Below are 15,226 nucleotides of genomic sequence, written 5' to 3' on the forward strand. Positions count from 1 at the left end.
GCCAGGGTGGCGGCCTGTAGCGCGCCCAGCCCGCCCGCCAGCAGCAGGGTGGCGGCGATCAGGCCCAGCAGCAGGCACCAGTAGACCCGCTGCCAGCGCGGCGTGTCGTCGGCGCCTCCGGAGGCGATGGTGTCGATCACCAGGGCCCCCGAATCGGCCGAGGTGACGAAGAAGACTGCCACCAGCAGGATCGCCAGACCCGAGGTGAAGGCCGCGCCCGGCAGTTGCTCCAGGAAGTAGAACAGGGCGGTCGACAGGTCGGCCGAGACGGCGTTGGAAATCGCGCCTGCCGCCTGGCCCATGTCCAGGCTGATCGCCGTATTGCCGAAGACCGTCATCCACAGGAAGGTGAAACCGGCCGGCACCAGCAGCACGTTCAGCAGGAACTCCCGCACCGTTCGTCCGCGCGAAATCCGCGCGATGAACATCCCCACGAAGGGCGACCAGGCGATCCACCAGGCCCAGTAGAACAGGGTCCAGTCCGCCATCCAGGCGCGCGGCTCATAGGCGTAGAGGGTGAAGGTCCGCTCGACGAAATGGCTGAGGTAGAAGCCGAAGTTCTGGACCAGGGCCTTGAACAGGAAGCCGGTCGGCCCGACCACCAGCACGAACAGCATCAGCAGCACCGCCAGCACCAGGTTCAGCTCCGACAGACGGCGCACCCCCTTGCCGACCCCGCTCATGACCGAGGCGGTCGCCGCCGCCATGACCACGACGATCAGCCCGACCTGAACCCAGGCGGTGTTGGGAATGCCCAGCAGATAGGTCAGGCCGCTGTTCATCTGCGACACGCCGAAACCCAGAGACGTGGCGATGCCGAACGCCGTGCCCCAGATGGCGAAGATGTCGACCGCATCGCCGATGGGCCCGTTGACGCGCTTGCCCAGCAAGGGCGACAGGCCCGACCTAAGCGTCAGCGGCAGACCCTTGCGGTGCGCGAAGAAGGCCAGGCTGAGGCCCACCAGCGCATAGATCGACCAGGCGTGCGCCCCATAGTGGAAGAAGGTAATGCCCATGGCCTGACGCGCGGCGTCGAAGGTGCGGCCGGCGCCCTCGGGCGGATTGATATAGTGCTGGATCGGCTCGGCGACGCCGAAATACATCAGGCCGATCCCCATGCCGGCGGCGAACAGCATGGCCAACCAGGACAGATAGGGAAAGTCCGGCTCGGCATCGTCCGGCCCCAGCTTCAGCGCGCCCGTGGGGCCGATCGCCAGCACCAGCACCAGCCCCACGAAAGCGGCGACCGAGGCGATATAGAGCCAGCCGAAGGTGTCGATCACCCAGGCCTGAACACTCTGGAACAGGCGGTCGGATTCTCCCGGCGCGACGATGGCGACAAGCAGCAACAGCGCGATGATGGCGCTCGCGCCCCAGAACACGCGGGGGTTCATCTTCGTGGTCAGCATCGGGTCAAAGCGTATGGCGAAGCTGACAGTTCCCAGCTTGGCCACAACCGCGCCGTCTCGATGAAGAAGATGTAACTTTGCGATTCAAAGTAACGTCGATAGTCAGGCTTATCGACGGGCGCAAACAGATGCCCGCGCACTCTTTCAGGATCGCCGGGGCATGACCTCTTCCAAACTCGTTCTCATGCTGGGTGCGGCCGCCGTCGCCCTGCCCGGCGCCGCTCTGGCTCAATCCCAGAATTCCTCCCAGACCGCCTCGCAGACCCCGCCGCCGGCGACGACGAGCCAGCCGGCCGCCCAGACCCCGGCGACGACGGCGCAGACGCCCGTGCCGCGCACTCAGACGACCGAACCGGCCCAGCAACAGCAGCCCGCCAGCGTCGGCGACGTGGTCGTCAACGCCCGCGCCAATGACGTGCGCACCTCGATCGACTCGGTCAGCTACAGCCTGGCCAACGATCTTCAGGCGACGACGGGCAGTCTGGCCGACGCGCTCCGCAACGTGCCGTCGGTGGATGTGGACCCTGAGGGCAACGTGTCGCTGCGCGGCGACGCCAATGTCACCATTCTGGTCGACGGCCGCCCGTCCGGCATCCTGACCGGCCCCGGTCGCGGCCAGGCCCTGATCCAGCTGCCGGCCAGCCAGTACGCCCGCATCGAGGTCATGACCAATCCGTCCGCCGCCTACAGCCCCGAGGGTTCGGGCGGGGTCATCAATCTGATCACCAAGCCCACGGCGCCCAAGCCGGGGACCCAGACGACCGGCTCGCTGCGCGTCAACGTCGGCGACAACGGCCGCTGGAACGCGGGCCTCAGCGGCTCGTACCAGAAGGATCGCCTGACCCTGTCGGGCGACGCCAGCTATCGCTCCGATCCGACCGAACTGACCTTCAACCGCGTCCGTGAACAGCTGGACCCGGTCACCGGCGCGGTGGTGTCGACCACGACCGTCGAACAGCCGGTCGAGTCCGAGCAGAACGGCACCTTCGCCCGCTTCACCGCCGAATATAAGCTGGACGACAAGACCCAGCTGACCGGCGAACTGCGCGGCGTGGCCTTCGACGGCACGGGGTCGGGCGACGGCCTGTATGAAACCCGCAACGCCGCCGGCGCGGTGACCAGCGCCTATCGCCGGGTCGGCGATTCCGACTTCACCTTCAACAATTGGGGCGCCACGGCGCGCGTGCTGCGCCGCTTCGACGGCGACGGCCATGAGTGGTCCAACGAGCTGCGCTACGATTCCAACGCCAACGACACCACCAGCCAGACCCTGACCACCTTCCTGACCCCGGGGGGCGCGGCTCTGTACGAACGGACCAAGACAGCGGTCGATCAGGTGACCTGGGGCTTCACCAGCGCCTATACCCGCCCGATGTCCGACGGCGGCAAGCTGCGCCTGGGCTATGAGCTGAACGCCCAGCGGCCCGAGCAGGACGCCGAGTTCCTGCGCGGTCCCTCGCAGGCGGCCTTGGCCCCGGTCCCGGCCCTGAACAACCGCTTCGAAGCCACCCAGACGGTGCATGCCCTCTACACCACCTATGAGCGGCCGCTGGGCGAGAAGCTGTCGGCCCAACTGGGTCTGCGGCTTGAGCAGGCGGATATCGAGATCAAGGATCTGACCGGCGGCGCCTCGGCGTCCCAGGACTATTTCCGCGCCTATCCGACCGCCCACGTCCAGTATCAGCTGACGCCCGAACAGACCCTGCGCGCCAGCTACTCGCGCCGCATCCAGCGGCCCCAGCCCAGCCAGCTGAACCCCTTCGTCGTCTATCAGGACCCGCTGAACGTCCGCTCGGGCAATCCGGATCTGGAGCCGCAGGAGACCGACAGCTTCGAGGCCATGTGGCAGATGCGAAAGGGACAGAGCTTCTATCAGGCCACCGCCTATCTGCGGAACACCGATAAGGCCTTCACCGATGTGGCGTCCGACATCGGCGGCGGCGTCTTCCTGACCCGTCCGGAAAACCTGGGCTCGCGTCGCGACCTGGGCGTGGAGGCGACGGCGAACGGGCGTCTGCATCCGACCCTGCGCTACAGCGCCAGCGTCAACGTCTTCCGTCAGGAGATCGACTCGGGTGCCGTCGTCGGCGGCGGCGACCGCGAGGCCACCCTGGCCAGCGGGCGTCTCAGCCTGAACTGGCAGCCGACGGCCAAGGACTTCGTCCAGGTCTCCAGCTTCTGGCAGGGCGACAGCCTGTTGGCCCAGGGCCGGCGCGAGGCCGGCGGCATGGTCAATCTGGGCTATCGCAGGAAGTTGAACGAGCAGCTGTCGTTCAACTTCACCGCGCGGGATATCTTCAACACCTTCAACACCACGACCATCTACGAGACGCCGCAGTTCCGCGAACGCTCGGAGCAGGACATCAAGCTGCGGGCCTTCTACATCGGCCTGACCTGGAACTTCGGCGGTCCGCGCCGCCAGCCGGAACAGTTCGACTTCTCGACCGGCCCGACCGGGGGCTGACGGCCTGACGGGGGACGCGGGCTCAGGTCCGCGTCTCCCAGGCCAGCCAGGCGGCGACCACGATCAGGCCGCCGGCCATCACCGCGCGCAGGGCGCGACCCTGCATCCGGGGCGCCAGCCGCGCCGCGCCCGCGCCGCCGATCACGATCAGGCTGTGCACCAGGACGGCGACCGCCAGATGCAGGCTCCCCAGCGTCAGGGCCTGGCTAAGCGGCGCGCCGTGGTCCGGTCGCATGAAGGTCGGCAGCAGGGCGACGTAGAAGACCGCGGCCTTGGGGTTCAGCAGATTGCCCATCAGGCCGCGCACGAACAGGCCGCTCAGCGAGCGCGCGTCTGGCGTGGGCGCCGCCTCGATCGTCGGCGCGCGCCAGGCTTCCCACGCCAGCCACAGCAGAAACAGCACGCCCGCCCAACGCAGGCCCTGATACAGCGGCGGCCAGACGGAAAAGACCTCCGTCAGCCCATAGGCGGCCGCCAGCATCCACACCGCCAGCCCCAGGGTTACGCCCGCCACAGCCGCGAAACCGGCCAGCCGTCCCCGCGCCAGGGCGACCAGCGCCAGCCAGCCCATGTTCGGCCCCGGCGTCAGCTCGATCAGCGCCACGGCGATCAGAAAAGGGCCAACGACGGCCGGATCGACAGGCCAGGCGGAATGGGCGATCACGAGGCGCTCCTGTTCGCCAGAGCCTAGGCGCGCGGCGGCGAAACGGACAGCCCCGAAAGCCGCCCAGCGGACCCCTTGTGTGACCCGATCGTCACACCCACCTCGATCTCAACGGCGCGCTGCTCAGCAGAGGGTGTGCTGAAATCCATCCGCCTCCCGAGGGGACTGAAACCATGAATCTCGAACTCTATTCCGACCGCGCCAAACAGGCCGTCCAGTCGGCCCAGTCGCTGGCTCTGGCCCGCCGGCACCAGCAGTTCGCGCCCGAGCATCTGCTCAAGGTGCTGCTGGAGGAACGCGACGGTCTGGCCCGCAACCTGATCACCGCCGCTGGCGGCGACGCCCGCCGCGCCGAGGCCGATGTCGAAACCGCGCTGAAGAAGCGCGCCCAGGTCACCGGCGGCTCGGGCCAGCTCTATCTGGACGGCGACACCGCCCGCGTCTTCGCCGCCGCCGAGGAAGCCTCGAACAAGGCCGGCGACGCCTTCGTCACCACCGAACGGCTGCTGGCGGCGCTCGCCAAGGAGGGCGGGGTCGCCGCCGAGGTGCTGAAGGCTTCGGGCGTCACGGCCGACAAGCTGGAGGCCGCCATCGCCGAGGTGCGCAAGGGCAAGACCGCCGACAGCGCCGGCGCCGAGGACGGCTATGACGCCCTGAAACGCTACGCCCGCGACCTGACCCTGGCCGCCCGCGACGGCAAGATCGACCCGGTCATCGGCCGTGACGAAGAGATCCGCCGCACCATCCAGGTCCTGGCCCGCCGCACCAAGAACAACCCCGTCCTGATTGGCGAACCCGGCGTCGGCAAGACCGCCATCGTCGAGGGTCTGGCCCTGCGCATCGTCAACGGCGACGTGCCCGAATCCCTGCGCGACAAGACCGTCATGGCGCTGGACATGGGCAGTTTGATCGCCGGCGCCAAATACCGCGGCGAGTTCGAGGAACGGCTGAAATCCGTCCTGTCCGAGGTCTCGGCGGCCGAGGGCGGCATCATCCTGTTCATCGACGAAATGCACACCCTGGTCGGCGCCGGAAAGGGCGACGGCGCCATGGACGCGTCCAACCTGCTGAAGCCGGCGCTTGCGCGCGGCGAGCTGCACTGCGTCGGCGCCACGACCCTGGATGAATACCGCAAGCACGTCGAAAAGGACGCCGCGCTCGCCCGCCGCTTCCAGCCGGTCTTCGTCGCTGAACCAACGGTGGAGGACACCGTCTCCATCCTGCGCGGCCTGAAGGAGAAGTACGAGGTCCACCACGGCGTGCGCATTTCCGACAGCGCGATTGTCGCCGCCGCCACCCTGTCGAACCGCTACATCACCGACCGCTTCCTGCCGGACAAGGCCATCGACCTGATAGACGAGGCCGCCAGCCGCGTGCGCATGGCCGTTGATTCCAAGCCCGAGGCCCTGGACGAGATCGACCGCCGCCTGGTCCAGCTCAAGATCGAACGCGAGGCCCTGAAGAAGGAAACCGACCAGGCCTCCCAACACCGTCTGGAAAAGCTGGAGGACGAGATCGCCGATCTGGAAGGCCAGTCCGACGACCTGACCACCCAGTGGAAGGCCGAAAAGGACAAGGTCGGCCAGGGCGCCCAACTGCGCGAAACACTGGACCGCCTGCGCCTGGAACTCGCCAACGCCCAGCGCGCCGGCGATCTGGGCCGGGCGTCAGAGATCGCCTATGGCCAGATCCCCCAGATCGAAAAGCAGCTCGAAGAGGCCGAGGCCAATGAGACCTCCGGCAAGGGCCCCCTGACGCCCGAGGTCGTCGACGCCGAACAGATCGCCGCCGTCGTCAGCCGCTGGACCGGCGTGCCCGTCGACAAGATCCTGGAGGGCGAGCGCGAGAAACTGCTTCAGATGGAGACCGCGCTCGGCGGTCGGGTGGTGGGTCAGGACGAGGCGCTGGCCGCCGTCTCCGACGCCGTGCGCCGCGCCCGCGCCGGCCTGAACGACCCGAACCGTCCGCTGGGCAGCTTCCTGTTCCTGGGCCCGACCGGCGTAGGCAAGACCGAACTGACCAAGGCCCTGGCCGACTTCCTGTTCGACGACGAGGCGGCCATCACCCGCCTGGATATGTCGGAATATATGGAGAAACACAGCGTCAGCCGCCTGATCGGCGCCCCTCCCGGCTATGTCGGCTATGACGAGGGCGGCGCCCTGACCGAGGCCGTGCGCCGTCGCCCCTATCAGGTCGTCCTGTTCGACGAGGTCGAAAAGGCCCACCCCGACGTCTTCAACGTGCTGCTGCAAGTGCTCGACGACGGCCGCCTGACCGATGGCCAGGGCCGCACCATCGATTTCAGGAACACCCTGATCATCATGACCTCCAATCTGGGCAGCCAGTATCTGGCCGATCAGGGCGAGGGTGATGACGTCGAGGCCGTGCGTCCCTTCGTCATGGACGCCGTGCGCGCCCACTTCCGGCCCGAGTTCCTGAACCGGATCGACGAGATCATCCTGTTCCACCGCCTGGGCCGCGACCAGATGGGCGGCATCGTCCGCATCCAGCTGTCACGCTTCGAGAAGCTGCTCGCCGACCGCCGCCTGACCCTGGACCTGGACGACAGCGCCCTGGCCTGGCTCGCCGACCGCGGCTACGACCCCGCCTATGGCGCGCGACCCCTGAAACGCGTCATCCAGAAGGACCTTGTCGACCCGATCGCGCGCAAACTCCTGGCCGGCGAGATCGAGGACGGCGGCGTGATCGCCGTCACGGCCGGCGAGGGCGGGCTGGCAATCGGGAAGATGCGGGTGCATTAGGGCATAAACAGCCGGGGGGTGCGTGGATGGCTACTAAGAGTCGCTTAGACAAGGCTGGCCGTTCGCTCGCCGAGCCCGGCGGTATCGACGAGTACGAGCTTCTCGAGTTGGAAGAAGATTTCGACGTCTTCCGTGCGGCGCACTTGCATCCGCTTTCCGAGATGACCATCGAACTTCAAAACTGGCTCGCGGCATATGGTGGTAACTATTATATTGCCCAAAGACTTAAAAGAAAACCACAAATAATAAGAAAGTTGAGAAGACTAAACACTCGCCTGACACAACTTCAAGATATTGGCGGAAGCCGCATAATTGTAGACTCTGATAAAGATGTCGATAAGTTATCTGAATATATAAAAGCTAGAGCGCTGAAATCGGGCTTGTTTGATCTGAAACGTGTCACAGACTATCGAGACTTGGGGCGGGATGACAGCGGCTATCGCGCTCTACATTTCATTGTGTCGCGGGGCGGGTTTGGTCTGGAGTTGCAGATTCGGAGCAAGACCCAACACTATTGGGCCGAGAGCATAGAACGTACGTCGGTTGTCTACGGAAACCATCTGAAAGAAGGCGAAGGTGATGCCTCTGTTATCGCCTACTTCAAAATCCTCTCCGACATTTTTTATGAAATTGAAGCTGGTCGTGAACCGAGTCCCCGCCAAAAAACTGATCTAGATCAGATGCGTGTTCGCTCAGAAAATATCATTGAGCGTTCAGATAAGGCCGGCGCAATCGGCAGCTACGTCAACGAAGATGTCATTAAAGCGATGATCGAGAAGGAGGCGCACGAGCCGTCAGGTTTGAAGAACTGGCTCATCGTTTTCGACTGGAATTCTGGAGCATTTGTCACTTGGGACGTGGTTGGTCGCAGCCCTGAGGAAGCCATCGCCGCTTATGTTCGATATGAAAAAGAGTTTCCCGCGGAGGAAAAATACGAAGTTGTTCTGATCGGATCCTCTGACGTTTCTACTGTTAGTCAGACGCATAGTCACTATTTTGGCATCGCAGATTTCGACGATATTCTCGAAAACTTAGATCAGTCAATTATTGGATTTTCCCGGCGTCAAGAAATGGATGTGGGTGCGCGGCAAATTCTTGGGGTTCTTTTTCGAAAGAAGTTTGTTGGAGCTAAAACAGTAAGTGTGGAAACGCTTAAGAATCATATGTGTAAAAATGTTATCACGTTTGATGCCTCTCTTAAGGTTTTGCTTGAAAAAGAATTCGTGATTTCAAGCACTGGTATATCTATAAACATCAAGAGATTGGGGGATGTGCAAAGTCATATCTAAAACATCGATCATATTATGATGTGATAGTTGCCGGAACCAATCCTCTTTCCATCGTCCGAAGTTTGACACAGAGCGGTCGGATGAGGATTGAGTATCGAAGTTGGCGTGAGCCGTCGCAGCGGTCGGGCCGCAAAAGATGGCGGGGGCGGACGACCCTCACCCTTTCGCCTTGCCGCTCGCTGCCCTCTCGGAGGCTCAAGCCCTCTCCCAATGGGAGAGGGAAGGTCAGAGGCCCAGCGTTTTGGCGCGGTCGCGGAGGGCGGCGTCGATGCGGGCGGGGTCGGCCAGGGCTTCGGCGTTGGTGAAGCGGATGACGGTCCAGCCCAGCGCCTCGATCGCCTGCTGGCGATAGTGGTCGTTCAAGACGACCTCGTCGCGCTCATGCACTCCGCCGTCGATCTCGATGACTAGGCGCAGCGGCACGCAGGCGAAATCGACCACGAACCGGCCGACCGGATGCTGGCGACGCACCTTCCAGCCGTCGACGGCGCCGCCGCGCAACCCCGCCCATATCCGCTCCTCGGCCAAGCCGCCGACTTGGCGCAGTCCGCGGGCGCGCGGCGTCAGGCGGTTGGTCGTCATGGGCGGCTCCTCGTGGCGCACCCTAACGCAAAGCCGCCAGCCCGCGCATCTGCGGCAAGGACCGCGAACGATTTCAACACCCTGCCGCCCGTAAGCGTCATCCTCCTGCCCATGCCTCCAAACCGTGCGATCCTGTCTCGGTTCGTCCGCAGGGGACGCACCGCACGGCGGGGGAGGGCCAGATCAGACGAATTAGACGAATTAGACGGTGTTTCTGTCCGCCGACCGTCTGATCTCGGTCAGTCCTGCGGGATGGGGTTGGTGCGCGGGTCCGGGCCGTTGGTGACGACGCGGTCGCGTTCGCCCAGGTCCTTGATGATCTTGACGTCGGTGAAGCCGGCGGCCTCGAACAGTGCCTTGACCTGCGGGCCCTGGTCAAAGCCGATCTCGACGGCGAAGACGCCCAGCGGCTTCAGGATGCGTTTCACCTCGGGCGCCAGGTCGCGATAGGCCTGCAAGCCGTCGGGCCCACCGTCCAGGGCCAGGTGCGGGTCGTGGTCGCGGACCTCCGGGTCCAGGGTCGCGATATGGTCGGTGGGGATATAGGGCGGGTTGGACAGCACCAGGTCGAAGCTGGCGTCGCCGAAGCCTGCGGCCCATTCGGTGCGCAGGAAGGTCGCGCGCTCGTTCAGGTCCAGGTTGGCGGCGTTCTCCTTGGCCACCGCCAGGGCCTCGGACGAGATGTCGGTGCCGACCCCGCGCGCGGCCGGCCGCTCGGCCAGAAGCGCCAGCAGGATCGCGCCCGAGCCGGTGCCCAGGTCGATGGCGTCGAAGGCTTCGTTTTTGCCGAAGGCCAGCATGGACACGTCCATCAGGGTCTCGGTGTCGGGGCGGGGGCTGAGGACGTCGGGGGTGACGTTCAGCATGATTTTCCAGAAGCCCTTCTTGCCGACGATGCGCGAGACGGGTTCGCGCTTCAGCCGGCGATCGACCATGGCCTCATAGGCGCTCAGCTGGTCGGCGGTGATGGGCCGATAGGGGTCGGTCAGGATGTCCATGCGGCTGGCGCCGGCGGCGGCCTCCAGCAGCAGGCGGGCGTCGATGGCGGGGCTGTCGATGCGGCCGGTCTTCAGCCGGGCCTGCGCCGCCTTCCAGGCGGTCAGCAGGGTCGGGGCGTCGGTGTCGGACTTGGGCGTGATGGGGTCGGTCATGGGCGTTGATTGGCCCGGCCCGGCGCCGATTTCAAGCGCGACGGGAGGAACGCGAGGCCAGCTTGACCGTTCGCGTCGGGATGACTGCGCGCCGCCCCTCCCGCCTCGCCCCGCTTCGCAACCTGTTCGCCCGGACGCCGGCGCCGGTCGAGCGCGGGCGGGTGTGGAAGTTCCTGGCCGCCGCCGCCGGGGGTCTGGCCGCCGGGGCCGGCGCCGCTCACCTGCTCTACAGCCAGGGGCACAAGGTCGGCGTCGAACTGCGCGCGCCCCGCCCCGAACCCCTGCCGCCCAAGGTCCCCACGCCCGAGGACTATGAGGCCCAGGAGCCCGGTCGCGGCCGCATGGCCAAACGGCCCGAGCACATTCCGCACAGAGGCTGGTCCGACATCGTCTGGCGCACCGGCGGCTCCTATTTCGGCGACCGGGTCGGCTTCGTCGCCGGCGGCGTGACCTTCTTCACCCTGCTGTCGTTGTTCCCGCTCCTCGGGACGTTCGTGACCCTCTACGGCCTGTTCGCCGATCCGGCCGACGCCTGGGGCCGGCTGCAGTTCCTCTACGCCCTGCTGCCCGACAGCATCGCCGAGTTCCTGGGCGGGGAGATGCAGCGGCTGGCCGAGAACTCCAACAGCCAGCTGACCTTCACCTTGGCCTGGACCCTGGCCCTGTCGCTGTGGACCGCCAACGGGGCGGTCAAGGTGCTGTTCTACGGCCTGAACGTCGCCTACCACGAGGTCGAACGCCGCAACATCGTGCGCTACAACCTGATCTGCATGGCCTTCACCGTCGGGGCCATCATCGCCGTTCTGCTGACCTCGGTCCTGGTCGTCGGCGTGCCGGTGGTGGTGCGGCTGTTCGGGCTGGAGGAGGAGTGGGGCCTGATCGCCCCGCTGCGCTGGCCGCTGCTGCTGGCGGGCTATATCGCGGCCTTGACCGTCATCTACCGCTATGGCCCCTGCCGTCAGCGCGCGCGCTGGCGCTGGGTCACGCCGGGCGCGATCTTCGCGGCGGTGCTCAGCCTGACCGTCTCCTTCCTGTTCAGCTGGTATCTGTCCAACTTCGTGCGGACCGACAGTTACGGGCCTTTGGCGGCGATGATGGGCTTTCTGCTGTGGACCTGGCTGTCGGTGCAGGTGATCCTGATGGGCGCCGAGCTGAACGCCGAGATCGAGCACCAGACCGCCGTGGACACCACGACCGGCAAGCCCCTGCCGATCGGCGAGCGTGGCGCCAAGGTCGCCGACAGCATCGGCGCCCGGCGCGGCAATCCCGCGGCCCTGGCCTTCACCCAGCGCCAGGCCGAGCGGGTGGCGGACCGCCTTCGCGGCCGCCAGAACCGCAAGGCCGCCGAGCGCGTCGCTACAGAATGAAGCGGCTCAGATCGACGTCCTTGGTCAGGGCGTCCATCTTCTCGCGCACAGCGTCGCCGTCGAAGGTCACGGTCTGGCCCGACAGGTCCGAGGCCTTGAAGCTGGTCTCCTCCAGCACCCGCTCCATCACGGTCTGAAGCCGGCGCGCGCCGATGTTCTCGACCGCGCTGTTGGCCGCCACCGCCGCATCGGCCATCGCCTCGACCGCATCGTCGGTGAAGGTCAGGGTCACGTCCTCGGTCGCCAGCAGGGCCTGGTTCTGACGGATCAGATTGGCCTCCGGCTCGGTCAGGATGCGCTTGAAGTCGTCGCGCGTCAGGGCCTTCAGCTCGACCCGGATCGGCAACCGTCCCTGAAGCTCGGGCAGCAGGTCGCTGGGCTTGGCGACGTGGAAGGCGCCGGAGGCGATGAACAGCACATGGTCGGTCTTCACCGGCCCGTATTTGGTCGAGACCGTGGTGCCCTCGATCAGGGGCAGCAGGTCGCGCTGCACGCCTTCACGCGACACGTCGGCTCCGGATGCGCCTTGCCGGGCCGCGACCTTGTCGATCTCGTCTAGGAAGACGATGCCCTCGTTCTCGGCCAGTTTCAGCGCCTCCTGCGTCAGGCTGTCCTGGTCCAGCAGCTTGTCGCCCTCTTCGGCGATCAGGGGCGTCGTCGCGTCGCGCACGGCCAGCTTGACGGTCTTGGTGCGCCCGCCGCCCATCTTGCCCAGCATCTCCGACAGGTTTAGCAGGCCGACGTTGCCGCCGCCCGGAATGTCCAGCCCCTGGATCGGCGAAGCGGTGTCGGCCAGCGAGATCTCGATCGCCTTGTCGTCCAGTTCTCCGGCGCGCAGCTTCTTTCGGAAACTGTCGCGCGTCGCCGGCCCCGCGCCCGGTCCGACCAAAGCGTCCAGGATCCGGTCCTCGGCGGCGGCCTCGGCCTTGGCCCGTACGTCGCCGCGCCGGCGCTCGCGCACCATGATCAGGGCGCTTTCGACCAGGTCGCGCACGATCTGGTCCACGTCGCGGCCGACATAGCCGACCTCGGTGAACTTGGTGGCTTCGACCTTCAGAAAGGGCGAGCCCGCCAGCCGCGCTAGCCGACGCGCGATCTCGGTCTTGCCGACGCCGGTGGGGCCGATCATCAGGATGTTCTTGGGCGTCACCTCGTCGCGCAGGTCCGCCGGCACACGCTTCCTACGCCAACGGTTCCTCAGGGCGACGGCGACGGCGCGCTTGGCGTCGTTCTGGCCGACGATATAGCGATCCAGTTCGGAGACGATCTCGCGGGGGGTCAGTTCGGTCATGCGACGCAGATAGGAGAGGCCGAACCGTTGCGGGAGAGGGGCGGGGCGTCGCAGCGCGCACAAAATCCTATCGTCATCGGCGAAAGGGCGTCATGCCGATCGTCAGAAACGCGCACGCTGCACCCCAGGCCAACGATGACACCCCTGCAAACGGATCGTCTGACCCTTCGACGCTTTGAGGCCGGCGACGCCGCAGACCTGTTCGCCTACCTTCATCAGCCGCGCGCCGCCTGTTTCGCCGCGATGACTCTTCAGGACATGGTGGCGGCCGAAAAGGAAGTCCTCAAGCGTGGAGCCGAGGGCGAATATATCGCCGTCCAGTCCAAGGCCGACGGCCATGTCATCGGTGATGTCTTCGCAATGTTCGAGGCGCCGGACACCTGGTCCATCGGCTGGAACTTCAACAGCGCCTATGGGGGCGCCGGCTATGCGTCCGAAGCGGCTCGCGCCCTGGTCGACCATCTTTTCAAGGACAAGGCGGCCCGTCGCCTGTACGCCTATGTTGAGGACGACAATCTGGCGTCACAGAGGCTTTGCGAACGGCTGGGCATGCGGCGAGAAGGACTGTTCCGCGAGTTTATCTCGTTCATGAACGACGCCGCGGGCCAGCCGATCTACGTCAACACGTGTCAGTACGCCCTTCTGCGACACGAATGGCGAGCCTGACGGTCAGCAAAAAGGCGTCCCCTGATCGGAGGACGCCTTAAGGCTTCAAGCGCTTATCGCCCGTATCAGGCGGCGTTGGCGGCCTTGTTCTTGGCCAGCTTGTCCTGGTGGGCCTGCATGCCTTTGGCGATCAGGTCGGCCGCCTCGCCGGCGTCGCCCCAGCCCTCGACCTTGACCGACTTGCCCTTCTCCAGATCCTTGTAGCGGGTGAAGAAGTGCTCGATCTGCTCGATCAGGATGGCCGGCAGCTGACGATAGCTGGCGATCTCGGTGTAGTAGGGGTTCAGCTTGTCGACCGGCACGGCCAGGATCTTTTCGTCGCCGCCGGCCTCGTCCGTCATCTTCAGCACGCCGATGGGGCGCGAGCGGATGACGCAGCCCGGAACGACCGGCGTCGGGTTCAGCACGATCACGTCGCAGGGGTCGCCGTCGTCCGACAGGGTGTGCGGCACGAAGCCGTAATTGCCCGGATAATACATGGCGGTGTGCAGGAAGCGGTCGACGAACAGCGCGCCCGAGGCCTTGTCCATCTCGTATTTCACCGGCAGGCCGCCCTGCGGAATTTCGATGATGACGTTGATGTCCCAGGGAGCGTTCGGGCCGACGGGAATGGCGTCGAGGTTCATGGCGGGTCTTTGCTGCGACTGCGAAACTTTGAAAGGCGAAGGGTGATAGGCTCCCCGGCCCGTCACGGCAAGGGCGACATGTAGCGAACACGGGCCCGGCGGACTTGCGTCGGGGCGCATCATCGCGGACATCTGGATCATGACCTGGACCGATTGGGCGGCGCTGGCCCTCTTCTTCATCTGCTGGCTGGGATACAGCCCCATCCTGGCTTTCATCAGCCGACGGGGCGGCTCGCTGAACCAGGACATGGAGCATGTCCGGGCGGCCTGGATGCAGTCCATGACCCATCGCGAGATGAAGCTGATCGACAGCCAACTTATGGGCCATTCGATCAACTCCGCCTCCTTCTTCGCCTCCACCAATCTGCTGCTGATCGCGGCGGTCGCCGGCATCCTGTTCGGCGGCGAGAGCGCTCTCCAGGGGTTCGCCGCCGTCGGCGCCGAAAACGTGCCGATGAAGATTCTAGAGGCCAAGCTGGCGCTGGTGCTGATCTGTCTGGCGCGCGGCTTTCTGGATTTCATCTGGGCGCTGCGCCAGATGAACTACGCCCTAGCGCTGATCGGCGCGGCGCCGGAAATCCACACCAAGACCGACCGCAAGGCTTTCAGCGAGGCGGCGGGCCAGCTTTTGAACCCGGCGCTCAGTTCCTTCAGTCAGGGTGTGCGCGGCTACTATTTCGCCCTGGCGGCGGCGGCCTGGCTGTTCGGCCCGCTGTGGCTGGCGCTGGGCGTGGCGTCTTCGTTCGGCCTGCTAATCTATCGTCAGGAAGCGTCTCCCGCCGCCCGCGCCATCCGCAACGCACGGCGGCTGCTGGACAACTGACCCATCCCTTCGCAGTTGCGAAATCGAAATCCCGTCCGACCTTGGTCGAAAGAGCGCCGTCTTGTCAGGCGATCCGCCCTATTTCCGTAACAAGGCGTGACCGACCGGGCGCGCATCGGCCTTGACCCATTG

The 15,226-nt window shown here is 65.6% G+C and carries 12 protein-coding genes; 6 read left to right on the forward strand and 6 right to left on the reverse strand.

Annotated elements, in window-relative coordinates; all coding sequences use genetic code 11:
- A partial coding sequence (locus tag RT123_RS13320; protein WP_313009593.1) for a BCCT family transporter occupies positions 1–1,409 on the reverse strand: 1,409 nt, incomplete at its 3' end.
- Positions 1,410–1,569: 160 nt separating this feature from the next.
- Here RT123_RS13320 and RT123_RS13325 point away from each other — a divergent pair.
- Positions 1,570–3,873 carry a TonB-dependent receptor domain-containing protein gene (locus RT123_RS13325; RefSeq protein ID WP_313009594.1) on the forward strand — a complete coding sequence of 768 codons (2,304 nt, stop codon included), beginning with the start codon at positions 1,570–1,572 and terminating at the stop codon, positions 3,871–3,873.
- 22 nt (positions 3,874–3,895) lie between these two features.
- On the opposite strand, the gene RT123_RS13330 is transcribed toward RT123_RS13325, so the two are convergent.
- Complete coding sequence (locus RT123_RS13330) at positions 3,896–4,537, reverse strand: LysE family translocator (protein WP_313009595.1); 642 nt, start codon at positions 4,535–4,537, stop codon at positions 3,896–3,898.
- 173 nt (positions 4,538–4,710) lie between these two features.
- On the opposite strand from RT123_RS13330, the gene clpB reads away from it, so the two are divergent.
- Together clpB and RT123_RS13340 are read left to right on the forward strand one after the other, a co-directional pair.
- A complete protein-coding gene (clpB, locus tag RT123_RS13335) occupies positions 4,711–7,299 on the forward strand; it encodes an ATP-dependent chaperone ClpB (protein WP_313009596.1) in 2,589 nt (862 codons plus the stop codon).
- A gap of 26 nt (positions 7,300–7,325) precedes the next feature.
- The gene (locus RT123_RS13340) at positions 7,326–8,588 is read left to right on the forward strand and encodes a RelA/SpoT domain-containing protein (RefSeq protein WP_313009597.1); all 1,263 of its coding nucleotides are present in this window, start codon (positions 7,326–7,328) and stop codon (positions 8,586–8,588) included.
- 225 nt (positions 8,589–8,813) lie between these two features.
- Here the strand turns inward: RT123_RS13340 and RT123_RS13345 are convergent, their stop codons facing one another.
- Both RT123_RS13345 and prmC read right to left on the reverse strand, forming a co-directional pair.
- Positions 8,814–9,170: a DUF559 domain-containing protein gene (locus RT123_RS13345; protein ID WP_313009599.1), complete on the reverse strand. Its 357-nt coding sequence runs from the start codon at positions 9,168–9,170 to the stop codon at positions 8,814–8,816.
- 239 nt (positions 9,171–9,409) lie between these two features.
- A complete protein-coding gene (gene prmC / locus RT123_RS13350; RefSeq protein WP_168189886.1) occupies positions 9,410–10,321 on the reverse strand; it encodes a peptide chain release factor N(5)-glutamine methyltransferase in 912 nt (303 codons plus the stop codon).
- A 62-nt stretch (positions 10,322–10,383) separates the two neighbouring features.
- On the opposite strand from prmC, the gene RT123_RS13355 reads away from it, so the two are divergent.
- Positions 10,384–11,688 (forward strand): YihY/virulence factor BrkB family protein, encoded by a 1,305-nt coding sequence (locus tag RT123_RS13355; RefSeq protein ID WP_313009600.1) that lies wholly within the window; start codon positions 10,384–10,386, stop codon positions 11,686–11,688.
- Here RT123_RS13355 and hslU read toward each other — a convergent pair.
- Complete coding sequence (gene hslU / locus RT123_RS13360) at positions 11,678–12,979, reverse strand: ATP-dependent protease ATPase subunit HslU (RefSeq protein ID WP_313009601.1); 1,302 nt, start codon at positions 12,977–12,979, stop codon at positions 11,678–11,680. The genes RT123_RS13355 and hslU overlap by 11 nt on opposite strands.
- A 135-nt stretch (positions 12,980–13,114) precedes the next feature.
- On the opposite strand from hslU, the gene RT123_RS13365 reads away from it, so the two are divergent.
- Entirely contained in the window at positions 13,115–13,645 is a 531-nt protein-coding gene (locus tag RT123_RS13365) for a GNAT family protein (protein WP_313009602.1), read from the forward strand.
- 65 nt (positions 13,646–13,710) lie between these two features.
- Here RT123_RS13365 and ppa read toward each other — a convergent pair whose 3' ends face one another.
- The gene (gene ppa / locus RT123_RS13370; protein WP_066552596.1) at positions 13,711–14,271 is read right to left on the reverse strand and encodes an inorganic diphosphatase; all 561 of its coding nucleotides are present in this window, start codon (positions 14,269–14,271) and stop codon (positions 13,711–13,713) included.
- 139 nt (positions 14,272–14,410) lie between these two features.
- Between ppa and RT123_RS13375 the strand changes: the two genes are divergently transcribed.
- Complete coding sequence (locus RT123_RS13375; RefSeq protein WP_055803258.1) at positions 14,411–15,094, forward strand: DUF599 domain-containing protein; 684 nt, start codon at positions 14,411–14,413, stop codon at positions 15,092–15,094.
- The last annotated feature ends 132 nt before the right edge of the window (positions 15,095–15,226 follow it).

Origin of the sequence: Brevundimonas vesicularis (assembly GCF_032067225.1) — a bacterium.
GTDB classification, from domain to species: domain Bacteria; phylum Pseudomonadota; class Alphaproteobacteria; order Caulobacterales; family Caulobacteraceae; genus Brevundimonas; species Brevundimonas vesicularis_F.